Origin of the sequence: Streptomonospora nanhaiensis, assembly GCF_026642255.1 — a bacterium.
GTDB lineage: Bacteria > Actinomycetota > Actinomycetes > Streptosporangiales > Streptosporangiaceae > Nocardiopsis > Nocardiopsis tropica.
On the sequence record NZ_CP113264.1, the window covers coordinates 5,041,062 to 5,054,458 of the forward strand.

Genomic DNA, 13,397 nt, shown 5'->3' on the forward strand with positions numbered 1-13,397 from the left:
CCGGGTGTTTCGCTGGCGGTGAGGGTTCACCGTGAGCGACGGAGGGGGCGCCATGACGGAGGCGACAGGGGACGGCCCGCGCGCGCAGGAGCGCGGATCCCTGAGCAACTGGGTCCCACTGGGGCTGGCCGCCGCCGCGGTCGCCGCCCTCGTCGTGGGCTGGCCGCTGGTCAACGCGCTCCTGCCCGGCTCGGAGACCGTCCCCTCCGGCGAACCCGTGACCGTCGGCGCCGCGGGGGAGTACCGGGCGTCCCTGACCTTCCCCCAGGACGGCTGGCTCCTGGACACCGGCGCCAGCCAGGCCGGGCAGGTCTACCGTTTCGACCGCGGCCCCGTGCAGCTGACGCTCAACTCCGTCACCCCCACGACCTCGCCGCCGCCCACCGCCGAGGAGCTGTGGGACGGCATGCGCCGGGTCGCCCGCGCGGGCGAGGCGTCGGCACGGCTGAGCGAACCGGAGGCGATCTCGACCGAGGACGGGGCCGAGGGGCTGACAGGCACCCTCAAGAGCGACTCCCAGCAGGGCGCGGCGGTCGTCTACCCCTCCCCCGACGGCCGCTTCGCCGTGGAGATGACGCTCGCCGGGCAGGACGCGACGACGGCCGACCTCGCCGCGGTCGCCGACGTCGTCCGGTCCGTCTCGTTCACCAGGGAGGGAGCCGCATGAACCACGCACCCGACGACCGGCCCGCCCCGGCCGCCACCGACCGGGGGACGGTGCCGTCCCCACGCCGTTCGCCCCACACCACTCCGGGCCCCCGGCGCGTCCCCGCGCCGCGGCCCGGCGACGGGGGGTCCGCGCGCGGCCGGCGGCTGCCGGCCCTGGCCTCGCTCGTCCTGATCACCGTGCTGTGCCTGGCCGGACTGCTCTACCTGGCGCTGCAGATGGCGCTCCCCGTGCGGGCCTTCCTCCCCGAGGCGCTCCTGGCCGCGGCGCTCGGCATCGTGACCCTGGCCTTCGGGTTCTGGGTGCTGCGCCGCATCCGCCCCGTGCGGGAGCCCGACGCGGACGCGTCCGTGGTCGCGGTGGCCTGGGGCCTGTTCGCGGCGACCGGCGCCGGGGTCGTCGCCAACGGCGGCCTGGGGGCGGTCTGGGCCAAGGGCCTGGGACTGGACCTGGCGGGGGTCTGGGGCGCCGCGCTGACCGCGCCGCTCAACGAGGAGGTGCTGAAACTGGCGGGGATCGTGCTCGTCGCGGTCGCCTTCCCGACCTCCGTGCGCGGGCCCGTGGACGGTTTCGCGATCGGCTCCCTGGTGGGCCTGGGGTTCGAGGTGACGGAGAACTTCATCTACTCGATGAACGCGGTGCTCATGGCGGGCGGGACCGGCGGCCTCGCCCCCGTGGTGCAGACCGCCGTCATCCGGGTGGGGCTGACCGGCCCGGGATCCCACTGGGCGATGTCGGCCGTCGCGGGCACCGCCGTCGGCCTGCTCGCCGCGGTGGGCTGGCGGCCGAGGACCCGCCGGGCGGTGTGCGCCGCCCTCCTGGTGGCGCTCGCGATGGCGCTGCACTGGCTCCTGGACGCGCCCCTGTTCAGCGGTGTCCTCGGCGTCCTGGCCAAGGTCGCCGTCATCTTCGCGACGACGATGGCCGTGTACCTCACCGTGCGGCGCGCCTACCGGCGCCGGGTGCGCGACGCGCTGGGCTCGGAGGCGGAAGAGCTCGGGATGCGCAGGTCGGCGGCCGTGGCCCTGGCCACGCGGCACGGGCGGCGGCGCGAACTCCAGCGGGTCGCGCAGCCGGAGCAGCCGGCCGTCTGGGACCGGCAGGACCGGATGGTGCGGGCCGCCGAGGACCGGGCTGCGCTGTACGCCGGACACTCCGTCTGACCCGGCCGCACCGCCGTCCCGCTTCCGTGCGGACGCGGGGCGGCGGGGCGGAGGTCAGGCCGTGCCGGGCCCGCCTGACCGGGCACGGTGTGCGGCGACCGCGTACACGGCCGCTCCGAGCAGGACGACGACCGCCGCGAGCCCACCGCCCAGCCCCAGGGTAAGCGCGTCGGGCTGGAACAGTGCCTGCCCGCGCAGCGCCTGGTGGGTGAGGAGCGCGAACGACCCGGCGTAGCCCGCACCGGCCACGACCACCAGCGCCGTGCGCACACCCTCCCCCTTCAGCACCGGAACCCTCCGCGACGCCGCGGCCAGGCCCAGCGCCACCAGTGGCACGACCTGCATCCCGTGCAACCCGACGAAGTGCGGCACGCGCAGATCGCCGCTCTCCGCGTTCCACCCGGTCACGGGAGCGCCCTCGCCGCCGTCCGGGGCACCGACGCTGTGCGCGCCCATCGTCTGCAGTTCGACGCCGGACTCCTCCGCCCGGTGCTGGTCCGGCGTGGGCTGAGTCATCATCGGCCCGATCGCCATCCCCGCCACGCACAGGAACACCCCCAGGCGGATCGCCCAGGACAGGGGCCGGTCGACCCGCTTCTGGACCAGGAGCAGGAGACCGATGGCCAGGGTGCCGAGCAACAGCACGACCGCGCCGTTGCCCATCATCTGCTGGACCGCCGCGTCGAACTCGGTGGAGAAGTTGAAGTGGCTGCGCGTCCCCCTCCCGGCCTGGAGGAAGATCGCGACCGTCTCCACCAGACAGGCGGCCGCCACAGCCGTGCCCAGGACCCACAGGGTGCGGCGCCAGCGCGGGAACAGGCTGAACATCCAGGCGAGGGTGAGGCAGTACAGGCCGAAGGAGACCGCGAACTTGAACGGCTTGAGCCAGACGGACTCCCCCAGGAGCGTGCGGCCGTCGACGACCATGCCCACGCACGTGGCGAGGGCGAGCAGTCCGCACAACGCCGCGAAGCACACGAGCGGCCGGTGCCACCGGCGGGGCACGTCCGGCGGGGACGGGGCCTCCGGCGGACCGGGGGCCTCCGGGGCCGGACCGGAAGCGGGGGTAGGAGCGGGGGAGAACGTGCTGTTCATCAGGGTCTTTCCGGGAGAAGAGGTCGACGGGACGAGTCTTCCGAAGCCCCTTCGGCCTCTCAATCCTGCTCACACCACTCCGATCCGGGACCCACCCCCACCCCGCGGTGGTGGACGCACCACCGCGCGGGCGGCGCCCTTCGGAGGGGCCCGTCCCCCGCGGACCCGCACCCCTGCCACCACGCGGGCGGCGTGAGCGCACACGCGCGAGCCGTCCCTCCGCGCGGCCGGAGACACCGCACGCGGGCGGCGGGGCCGAGGTCAGGCCCCGGGGCGGGTCCAGCGCTGGAGCAGCGTGCCCTCGGACTCGATCAGCACCCGGGGCGTGAACAGGCGGTCGGCGACGGCGCCCACGGCGATGCGCTGCTCGGCGCCGCCCGCCAGGGCGGGGACCACGGTGAGGCACAGCTCGTCCAGCAGTCCGGCGGCGGCCACGTCGGCGAGCAGGCGCGGACCGCCCTCGCACAGGACCCGGGGCAGACCGCGCGCGGCCAGCGCCCCGACGGCGGCGGGCAGGTCGACGGAGTCGCCGCCCGCCACCAGGACCCGGTCCGCGCCCAGGGTCCTCCGGGCCAGCCCGATCGCCTCGGCGCCCGCGGCCGCGCAGGTCACCATCAGCACGCCGCCCCGGTCCCCGTCGGCTCCGCCCCCGGGGTCCGCCGCGAGCAGCGGCGGCACCGCGGCCGTCCGGCTGACCACGGCCAGTTCGGGGCAGGCCGCACGGCCCCCGGCAACGGCGCGCGCCGCCCGGTCCCCGGTGCGGGGGCGCGGGCGCCGGTACCCCTCGACGCGGGCGGTTCCGGCCCCGACCAGCACGACGTCGGCCAGGTCGCGGAGCAGCGTGTACACCAGCCGGTCGGCGGGGGTGTTGATGGTCCCCGTCCGACCGTCGCCGCCCGCCGCCGCGCCGTCCAGGGTCGCGACCATGTTCGCCCGCACCCAGGGGCGGCCCGTCCCGCCCGGGTGGGCGTAGAGCCCCTCCAGCGCCGCCGCGTCCAGGCGTTCGCCCGGGGCGGCGACCCCGGGCAGGGCGTCGTTCAACAGCAGGCGCACGACGGTGCCTCCGGGGTCTCGGCTCCCTGGCGGGTCGTCGCCGCGCTCGGGGAGGAGCCGTGGACGGCGGGCGCCGCGCGGCTCATCCCGTCCCGCGCAGCCACGTCGCCACGAAGTACATGACGCCGAACGGGTCGTCGGCGTAGAGGAGCTCTGGCCGCACCAGGGTCCCGCTGAAGGCCACCGCGTGCCCCATGACCTGGAACGCCGCCCGGCCCGCCACCATCAGCTCCTCCGCCGGCCCGGGGTCCAGACCGAGGAGGCCGGTCCAGTCCCCCGCCGCCAGCGACCGGCGGATCCCCTCGTCGAAACCGAAGGCGCGCTCGTCCAGGTACCCGGGGGCCCTGAGCCCGCGCCGGGCCCCGCCGTCGCCCATGACGAGCAGGCCCACCCGGCCGCTCCGCCCGGCGATCCGCGCCCCCGCGGCCTCCGTCTCGGCGGCGGACGCGTCCCAGGCCACCGTCAGCATCTCCACCGGCCCGGAGTACCCGGCCCCGTCGAGCAGCCGGCGTGCCACGCCCAGGCTCAGCGGCAGCGCCCGCTCCCGGGGCGCCCGCTCTCCCGTCCCGCCGAACCCCCGGACCGGCACCGCGCCCCCGGCGTGCTCGCCCGGGGCGTCGTGCCCGCCGACCACCACGACCACGTCCGGTGTGAGTGCGGTCAGCGCCCCCAGGGCCTCCGTGCACGCCTTGCGCAGCTCGGCAGCCACGTCCTGGCCCCCGGTGAGCTCGCGCAGCAGCAGGGGCGGATGCGGGCAGACCACGGTTCCCACGATCAAGGACGACTCCTCACGCCAGCCCCCGCACGGTGCGCGCAGGGGGTCGGACCCCGCGGATGGCGGCGACCATGTCGAGCACCTGCCGGGTCTCCACCACCTCGTGGACCCGGTAGACCTGCGCGCCCAGCCAGGCGCACACCGCGGTCGCCGCGAGCGTCCCGGTCAGGCGCTCGCCCACCGGCAGGTCGAGGGTCTCGCCGACGAAGTCCTTGTTGGACAGCGACACCAGCACCGGCCACCCGGTCGAGGTCATCTCGCCCAGGCGCCGGGTCAGCTCCAGGGAGTGCCAGGTGTTCTTGCCGAAGTCGTGCGCCGGGTCGATGAGGGCCGACGCCGGGTCCACCCCCAGGGACACCGCGCGCTCGGCCAGGGCGACGGTGCGGTCGACGGCGTCGCGCACCACGTCCTCGTAGTGCACCCGGTGCGGCCGGGTGCGCGGGGTGACGCCCCCCGTGTGGGTGCACACCAGGCCGACGCCGAACTCGGCCGCGACCTCCGCCAGCCCCGGGTCGTACCCGCCCCAGGCGTCGTTGAGCAGGTCGGCCCCTGCCTCGCACACCGCCCGGCCCACGGACGCCCGCCAGGTGTCCACGCTGATGACCAGGTCGGGGAACTCGGCCCGGACCCCGGCCACGAAGTCCACGATCCGGCGCTTCTCCTCGTCCGCGCCGATCTCCTCCCCCGGGGCCGCCTTGATCCCGCCGATGTCCACGATGTCGGCGCCCTCGTCGACGACCCTGCGCACGCGCTCGAACGCGGGACCGTCGTCCCAGGTGGCGCCCTTGTCGTAGAAGGAGTCGGGTGTGCGGTTGACGATCGCCATGACCAGCGCCGTGTCCGCGCCGTACTCCCGGCCCCGCAGTCTCAACACCGGCCGATCACCCCCTCCAGTCCGTCCGGGAGCACCGCGCGCCCGGTCCCGCCGCCCGCCCGCGGCTCCTGCGCCCCCACATCGGCCGCCGGCGGGCGCTCCACGACGCTGACCTCGGTCGCGAGAGGCGCCCCCCGCCCCTCCCCGGAGCCGAACTGCCGGAGCTCGACCCGGTCGGAGACCCGGTCGAGGCCGGAGCGGCGGTCGGCTACCGCGAGGAGTTCGGTGGCCATGGCCCCCAGGTCGCGCAGCGACTGGTGCCTGTGGGCCCGGCGCCCCAGGTCCACCTGGGCGACGGCGTCCACGCCGCGCCGCAGGTGGGTGTCGACCAGGACGGCGAGTTCGACGCCGTAGCCGGTCGGCACGGACAGCTGGGAGAACAGGTCCCGGCGCACGGCCCACTCCCCCGACAGCGGCTGCACGACACCCGAGAGCGCGGGCCAGCGCAGGGCGATGGTGGGGCGGGCGACGAGTTCGGTGACCCGGCCGCCCTCGTAGGAGACCTCGCCCCCGGCGCCCCCGCCGTCCCCGGACAGGTCCAGGACGCGGTCGTAGAAGCCCTTGACCAGGGACACGCCCGGCTGGGTGAGCAGGGGGCCGAGCAGCCCGGACACGAAGTGGGTGCCCCACTCGACGAGGTCGGCGTCCAGGAAGGCGACGATGTCGCCGGAGGTCACGAACTGGGACTTCCACATCGCCTCGCCCTTGCCCCGGTGGTGGCCGAGGTCGGGCCGGACGTCGCCGACGCGGTGGACGGTCGCTCCGGCCTCGCGGGCCACGGCGGCCGTGTCGTCGGCGGAATCGGAGTCCATGACGACGATCTCGTCCAGGAGGGGCGCGTCCTCCACCAGCTCCCGGCGGACCCGGGCGACGATCCCCCCGACGGTCTCGGCCTCGTCGCGCGCCGGCAGCACCAGGCTGACCGTGCCGCGCCCCCGGTGTTTGAGTTCGACCAGCCGCTCGACCGACCAGTCCGAGGACCGGTACGTGCGACGTCCGAACCACGCGTTCTCCACTGAAGCCTCCCCAGCGGCCAACCCTAGGGCACGTTCCGTGCGGGGGACCGGCCAGGACGTGAATTCGGGTGTGAAATCCCCGCGCTCTGTGACGGGTGGCTCACGGGGGGCCGGTGCGGCGGGCGCGACCCGTCGGCGGAGGCCGCGCTCCCTTCGGGCCGGACGCCCGCGCGCCCGGTCCGCCAGCGGGGGCACCCCCGTGCGGAGCGGTCGGGACCGCTCAGTACGGTTCAGGGGCGCGCGGCGGCGACCAGCCGCTCCATGCCGTCGCGGTCGACGAAGTCGCTGTGGGTCCCCGCGCTCCCGCACGTGAAGGCCCCGGCCACGGAGCCGGCCAGCACGCACTCCTCCACCGGGGCGCCGCCGAGATAGGCGTGCAGGAACCCCGACACGAAGGCGTCCCCCGCCCCGTTGGTGTCCACGACGGGGCGCTCGGGCCGCACCGCGGGGAAGTGCCGGGGCCCCTCCTCGCCGCGCACGAGCACGTGGCAGCCCTCGGCCCCGTCGGTGGCCACGGCCAGGCGGGCGCGGCCACGGTCCAGGATGCCGCGCAGCACCTCGCCGACCCGGTCGCGAACCGTCGCCGCGCTCATGAACACCAGGTCCGAGCGCAGGGCGTAGTGCAGGTGGTGGGGGTTCTCCCCGTCCCAGTCGTGCAGGTCGGTGGAGCTGGTGGCCTCCAGCCCCTCCAGGTCCTCGTACACGTCGCGGTTGTGGTTGACGATGGACAGGTGCACGTGGGCGGCGCGCTCCAGGTGGGGCAGGTAGAACTCGCGGGGCAGGCGCAGGTCGGCGGGGTGGCGGCCGTCGTAGAAGGAGAAGCGCCGCCCCCCGGGGTCCACCAGGTTGATCCCGCGGGGGGTGCCGTGCGGGGAGACGACGTGCTCGAAGTCCAGGCCGAGTCCGGCGTAGCGCTCCAGGACCATGCGGCCCTGGACGTCGTCCCCGAGGAAGTCCACGAACTTCACCGCCAGACCCAGCGCGTGGCAGCCGAGCGCCACCCCGTTCCCGGTGTGGCCCACGTAGTCGTGCGCCGGCGGGACGGACACGGAGTCGCCCGGGGGCACCTCCAGGGCGTCGACGCGGACGACGGTGTCCACCCCGGCGCCGCCCACCACCAGGACGTCGTGGACGGGTGCGGTCGCCATGCTGCCTCCAGGGTGTTCCGTGTCGGGGGTCCGGGTCTGCCGGGGCCCGGCCGCCGGAGCCCGGGCGGGTCTTCGGGGAGGGGTTCCCGGTATGCCGGGAACACTCTTCCACAGCCTCAGGGGACGAGCCCCTCCACCCGGTCGGCGCCCTCCGCGTGGACGGCCACCGCCCCGGGGACGGCGACCAGGTCGAGGCTCTTGTAGTCGTACTCGCGGCCGCGGGGGTCGCGCACGCCCACGGGGACGCCCTCCGCCCCCTCCTCGGTGACGCTGTCCCCGAAGGGCACCACCATGATGTCGGGGACCGTCCCGCTGGAGAGGCCCGTCCATGCCATGCGCGGGAGCAGGACCGCGTCGGCCAGGGGGAGGACCACTCCTTCGGCCCCCGAGCCGAGGACGTAGTCCGTCACCTCCGCGGTGCCCGCGCCGAGCACCCGGACCCTGAGCACCTCCTCCTCGGTCCAGTCGTCCACACGGACCACGGCCCCGCCGGTGTCGGCGAGCAGCACGTCGTCCTCGAAGACGGACACGTGCTCCGACTCCCGTGCCTCCTCGGGCAGTGCGGCGACCTCCTCCCCCGAGTCCAGGTCGAGGAACGCGGGCGGATGGTGCCTGCTTCCGCCCCAGCGGGTCAGCAGGACCACGGGGGCTCCCCCGCCCGTCGGAGGCACGCTCAGGAAGGGGACCTTCTCCCCCTCCGCGGTCTCCCACTCGTGCCGCCAGACCTCGGTGCCGTCCCCGGCGTCCAGGCCGACGACCGCGTACGTGCCCGCGCCTCCCCCCTCCGGCACGAGGCACGCGTGGACGAAGACGACACGGTCCCCCGCCATCCGCGCCTCGTCCCCGAGGCAGTTCCGACCGGGAACGCCGGCCGGGGTGTGGGACCACAGCTCCTCGCGTCCGTCGACCGAGCGGCCGGACAGGGCGGGGCCGTCCCAGCGCAGGCGCAGGCCGGCGTTCCAGCCCGCGTACTCCTCCCGGTCCTCCTCGGAGAGCGCGAACCGGCCGGCGACCTCTCCGGTCCCCGGGTCCAGCAGCACGGTGACCGGGTCCGCGGGACCGGCGGCGTCCCCCTCCGGGGCCTCCGTGTACGTGACGTACGCCCCGCCGTCGACGGCGCCGCCCGCCACACCGTCCGCGTACGGGAGCCGGTAGCTCCACAGCTCCTCGCCCGTCGCCCCGTCCAGGGCGACCACCCCGTCGTCCAGGACGACCAGCGCTCCGCGGCTGCCGCGGACCACGTCCTGGATCCGCGCAGCCGGGGGCGGGTTCCAGGTCCACCCCACCCGTGTGACCGTCGGCGGCTCCGGAGCGGGGCCCCCCGGCCCGGCCACGGTGTGCAGCACGGACGGGAGCACGGCGACAGGGACGAGGGCCCCGGCGACCGCCGCGGCCAGGACCCCGGCGGGGAAGCCCAGCAGCAGGCGGCCCCACCGCCGGGGCGAGGGCCACGTGGGGGCGGCCGCCAGCAGGAGGCCGCCCAGGGAGGTGAGGCAGAGGGCGAGCCACAGGACCGTCGCGCGCTGGGAGGGGGCGTAGGTCTCCGGTGCGCCCGCGGTGGCGAGGAAGGAGTCGCGGGGGAAGGCCGTGAAGGCCAGGAACGCCAGGCCCGCCGAGACCGCCGCCAGCACGGTGACGGCCCACCCTCGCACGGGCAGGTCGCCCTCGTCGAGCACACGCACCGCCATGCGGGCCGCCCATGCCAGGAGCACCGCGGCCAGGAGCGGCACCAGGAGCCAGACGCCGGCGACCTCTTCGCGGGGCGCGCTCCGGAGCCCGCCGAAGAAGCCCCACACCGCCAGGGCGGCCGCGCCCGCCAGCAGCCCGAGTCCGGCCCAGGCGACGACGCTCCTGCCCCGTCGGCCGGGGGTCTCCGGCACAGGTGGCGCCTCCGGCTCCCCCGGTCCGGCGAACCGGGCGCCCTCCCCGAGCCGCCGGGGCTCCGTGGACGCCCCGGGGACCACTCCCCTCCGGGGCTCCGCGGGGTTCTGTGCGGTCCCGGGGCCCTCCGGCCGCTCGTCGCCGTTCACTCGTGCTCCTCGCCCGGTTCCCTCGCGCGCTCGCGTCCGCGCCGTCCGCCATGCCGGACGACAACCTAACGGAACGCCCCGCGCGGGGGGCTCCGGCCCGGGCGCCCACGGACCGGGCCCGGGGGGGCGCGGGCCTCCAGGGGTCGGGGCCCGGCGGTCACACGGGCACGCGCCCTCACCCCGCGGCGGTGCGGTCCGCGTCGTCCGGCCCCGGGCCAGGGCGGCGGCGAGCAGTGCGCCCTCCGCCCCGTCGCGCCGGTCCTGGACGCCCGCCGTGTGCTCTCCCACCGGGGCGCCGTAGCGGCCCGGGGAGATGTCGCCCCCGCCCGCACCCGCCCTGGAGACAGCACCGCACGCACCGTTCCGGAGACAGTGGGAACGCCGACAGGAATCCGCGATCCCCGCACCGCATTCCCGCGAAAGAGCCCGGAAACCACACGAGAACCCCCACGAGGGTGAATACCGGATGCGGACGATCCATCCTTTTCCAGGTTCTGATCCGCACAGGCCCGGAAGACGGCCCCCTCCCCTCTCCACCCCTCCGGAACCACGCGCCGACACCGGTGTGCGCCCCGTTCAGTGCCGGACGGAGGCAGGACGGCGCGGCGGCGGCCCGGCGCGAGGGGATGCGCGCCGGGCCGCGCCGCGGGTCATCCCGCCGGGGCGGGCGGGGAGGCGTGCCAGCTCCGCAGCGTCTCCCGGCACACCTTGTAGGCGGGGGTCTGCGGGATGCGCGGCACGAACATGACCGACGAGGGCACGTGGTTCGGTCCGAGCCGCCCCCGGACCAGCTCCCTCAGCTCGGACTCCGCGGGCTCGGCGCCCGGCGCGACGACCACCGCGGCGTGCAGGGTCACGCCGTCCTCGCCGCGGACGTCGAAGGCGGCCGCGTCGAGCACGTGCGGATGCTCCTGGAGGAGGGCGTCCACCTCGGCGGTGAAGACGGTCTCGCCGCCGACCACCACGGCACCGCTCGCCCGTCCCAGCAGGGTGAGCAGGCCCTGCTCACCGAGGCGTCCGACGTCCCCGGTGTCCAGCCACCCGTCCCGGAGCACGCGCGCGGTCTCCTCCGGCCGCCCCAGGTACTCGTCCATCAGGAGGGGCGTGCGCACCCACACCCGGCCCCGCTCGTTCACGCCGAGCGCCCGCCCGGCGGGGTCGCGGACCTCGACCCGCACCCCGGGGATCGGACGGCCGCAGCTGCGCACGGCCTCCCCGCTCCCGTCGGCGTAGTCCTCCGGGGCCAGCCAGGCGATGTGCCCCGCCTCGGTCTGCCCGTAGGAGCAGTGCACGACCGGCCCCAGCCGGGCCGTCGCCCGCCTGAGCAGCGCGGGGCTGACGGGCCCTCCGCCGGTGACGACGCAGCGCAGGGAGGACAGGTCCGCGTCGGCCGTGTCCGGGTGGTCCAGCAGGGGGCGCAGGTAGGTGGCCGGTATCGCCGTGTGGGTGATCCCGTGCTCCCGTACCGCGGCGCGAAGGGAGTCCGGTTCGCAGTCCGCGAGGGAGGCGACCCGGCCCCCGGTGATCACGGTGGCGTCGCCGAGGGCCCGGATCGGGCCGACGAGCCGGTCCGTGAGGAGCGTGCGCACCGGGCCGTCCGCACCGGCGAGGAGGCGCGCGAGCCACGAGGCGTTGGAGCCGGGGTCGGAGCGGAAGCGCCGCACCACCGCCTTGGACCGCCCGGTGGAACCGCTCGTCAGGCCGATCGAGCGCGGATCGCCCGGGCGCGCCAGCGACCCGAAGGGCAGGGCCGAGTGTCGTCGGCAGGCCTCGAACAGGTCCTTCCCCGCCTCCGAGGGCGCCAGTGTCCAGAGCCGGACGCCGGGGAGGCCGGCGGCGGCCCCGACGACGGCTCCGGGGTCGGCGACCACGGCCGTCGCCCCGCACTCCGCCACGAGCCGCGCCCGCTCCCCGGGGGGCAGGGCCGCGGGGACGTCCATCTGCGCCGCGCCCACGAGTTCGACCGCGTGGGAGACCACGTACAGCCGCGTGCTCGCCGGCCCCAGGAGGACAGCTGTGCGCCCCGGTCCCAGGCCTCCGTCGAGGAGTGCGCGGGCGACCCTGTACACGAGGTCCAGCGCCTCCCCGGCGGTCACCTCCCCCTGCCCGTCCAGGAAGGCGACGCGGTCACGGTCGGCGGCAAGGGCTTCCAGCACTGTCATGGTCATGGGGGGTTCCTTCTCCTCTGGTACGGCAGGACACCGGCCTCAGGGGCGGGCCGTGTGCGGCTCCGGTTCGGAGCCCCGGGCGACGGCCTCCGGCGCGGGCCCCTGGTACATCGCCCCCGTCCCCGCCGACGCGCCCGCCGGGGACAGGTACCGGGGCTTGGCGGTGAACGACCGCCGGGTCAGCTCCTCCAGCGGCACGAGGGTCCCGGCGGGCACCACCTCGACCTCGGGTCCGACGCCCAGGACCCTCTCGACCTCGCCGGCCAGCGCCGCGGAGACCTCCCCGGCGGCGCCGTCCCCCGCCTCGACGCGCACGCGGAGGACCCCCTCGTCCTCGACGGCCCGCCAGAAGAGCACCCCCAGTTCGGACGGCAGGGAGAACACGGCCTCCTCCACGTCCGAGGAGAACACCCGCTCCCGGCGCCCCCGCAGGGAGACGCCGTGGTCCCAGCGCCCGGCCACCCGCACCCGGGGCAGGGCCCAGCCGCAGGGGCAGCCGCCGTAGGAGAGCTCCACGAGATCACCGGTGTCGTAGCGCACCAGCGGCATCGCCTCGCGGAACAGGGTCGTCAGGACCAGCCGCCCCCGCCCCTCGAAGGAGGCGGTCCCGGTCGCGGGGTCGAGGACCTCCGGCAGGTAGCGGTCGGCCCACAGGTGGAGGTTCCCCTCGGGGCACTCACCGCCCAGGTTGGACCCGCACTCGGAGTTGCCGTAGCTGAGGTGGACCGCGCAGCCCCACAGCTCCTCGATTCGGCGGCGCCGGGCCGGGCTGAGCGGCTCCCCCGCGCTCAGCAGGGCGCGCAGGCCGGGGGCGTGGGCGCGGGGGGACTCCCCGGCCAGGCGGGCGCAGGCGGCCCACAGCAGCGGCTCGGTGGGCAGGGCCGCGGCCACGGTGACGCGCAGGTCGCGCAGCAGCCGCAGGACGCGGGGCAAGGGCATGGCCGTGGAGCGCGCGTCGGCCGGCACCACCAGGGCCCCGGCCGCCCGGGCCGCGGCGTGCACCTGGTGCGCGATGGTGACCATCGCGTACGGGACGCGGACCAGCACGGTGTCCGTGTCGGCCATGCCCAGCCTGTTCCGGCCGAAGCGGTCGAGCATCTCCGCCCAGTCGGCCCCGGTGTGGAAGGAGGCGGTGGGCGCCCCCTCGGACGTCCCGCTCGACTCGTGGTACGAGACGAGTGCGCGGCGCGGGACCGCGACCATCCCGAAGGGGTAGCTCGCGCGCAGGTCGTCCTTGGTGGTGAGCGGCAGGCCCTCCAGGTCGGCCAACCCCCCGGGGAGGTCGTCGCCGAGGCGCCCGCGGTAGAAGTCGCTCCGGCCGGCCCGGCGGAGCGCCTCGGGAATCCGCTCCTCCCACATTCCTTTCAAACCGTCGAAATCGGACCATTCTCCGACACCCGGAAAAACA

11 protein-coding genes are annotated in these 13,397 nt (G+C 76.2%); 2 read left to right on the forward strand and 9 right to left on the reverse strand.

Annotation, left to right across the window (positions count from 1 at the left end):
* Positions 1-52 precede the first annotated feature (52 nt).
* Positions 53-667, forward strand: a complete 615-nt coding sequence (locus OUQ99_RS21820) for a hypothetical protein (RefSeq protein ID WP_267945660.1) — start codon at positions 53-55, stop codon at positions 665-667.
* A complete protein-coding gene (locus OUQ99_RS21825; protein WP_267945661.1) occupies positions 664-1,830 on the forward strand; it encodes a PrsW family intramembrane metalloprotease in 1,167 nt (388 codons plus the stop codon). The genes OUQ99_RS21820 and OUQ99_RS21825 overlap by 4 nt, the downstream gene beginning before the upstream one ends.
* Positions 1,831-1,884: 54 nt before the next feature.
* On the opposite strand, the gene OUQ99_RS21830 is transcribed toward OUQ99_RS21825, so the two are convergent.
* From OUQ99_RS21830 to OUQ99_RS21875, 9 genes are all read right to left on the reverse strand, one after another.
* Positions 1,885-2,925 (reverse strand): hypothetical protein, encoded by a 1,041-nt coding sequence (locus tag OUQ99_RS21830; RefSeq protein ID WP_267945662.1) that lies wholly within the window; start codon positions 2,923-2,925, stop codon positions 1,885-1,887.
* Between the two features lie 261 nt (positions 2,926-3,186).
* A complete protein-coding gene (locus OUQ99_RS21835; protein WP_267945663.1) occupies positions 3,187-3,978 on the reverse strand; it encodes a dihydrofolate reductase family protein in 792 nt (263 codons plus the stop codon).
* A gap of 82 nt (positions 3,979-4,060) precedes the next feature.
* Positions 4,061-4,750: a hypothetical protein gene (locus OUQ99_RS21840; protein WP_346660254.1), complete on the reverse strand. Its 690-nt coding sequence runs from the start codon at positions 4,748-4,750 to the stop codon at positions 4,061-4,063.
* Between the two features lie 16 nt (positions 4,751-4,766).
* The gene (gene folP / locus OUQ99_RS21845; RefSeq protein WP_267945665.1) at positions 4,767-5,627 is read right to left on the reverse strand and encodes a dihydropteroate synthase; all 861 of its coding nucleotides are present in this window, start codon (positions 5,625-5,627) and stop codon (positions 4,767-4,769) included.
* Positions 5,621-6,643: a glucosyl-3-phosphoglycerate synthase gene (locus OUQ99_RS21850; RefSeq protein ID WP_267945666.1), complete on the reverse strand. Its 1,023-nt coding sequence runs from the start codon at positions 6,641-6,643 to the stop codon at positions 5,621-5,623. The genes folP and OUQ99_RS21850 overlap by 7 nt, the downstream gene beginning before the upstream one ends.
* A 230-nt stretch (positions 6,644-6,873) precedes the next feature.
* The gene (locus tag OUQ99_RS21855) at positions 6,874-7,791 is read right to left on the reverse strand and encodes a carbohydrate kinase family protein (RefSeq protein ID WP_267945667.1); all 918 of its coding nucleotides are present in this window, start codon (positions 7,789-7,791) and stop codon (positions 6,874-6,876) included.
* Positions 7,792-7,907: 116 nt separating this feature from the next.
* Complete coding sequence (locus tag OUQ99_RS21860) at positions 7,908-9,821, reverse strand: hypothetical protein (protein WP_267950588.1); 1,914 nt, start codon at positions 9,819-9,821, stop codon at positions 7,908-7,910.
* Between the two features lie 650 nt (positions 9,822-10,471).
* Positions 10,472-11,989: a class I adenylate-forming enzyme family protein gene (locus OUQ99_RS21870; protein WP_267945668.1), complete on the reverse strand. Its 1,518-nt coding sequence runs from the start codon at positions 11,987-11,989 to the stop codon at positions 10,472-10,474.
* Positions 11,990-12,028: 39 nt separating this feature from the next.
* Positions 12,029-13,348 (reverse strand): phenylacetate--CoA ligase family protein, encoded by a 1,320-nt coding sequence (locus OUQ99_RS21875; RefSeq protein WP_267950442.1) that lies wholly within the window; start codon positions 13,346-13,348, stop codon positions 12,029-12,031.
* Positions 13,349-13,397 lie beyond the last annotated feature (49 nt).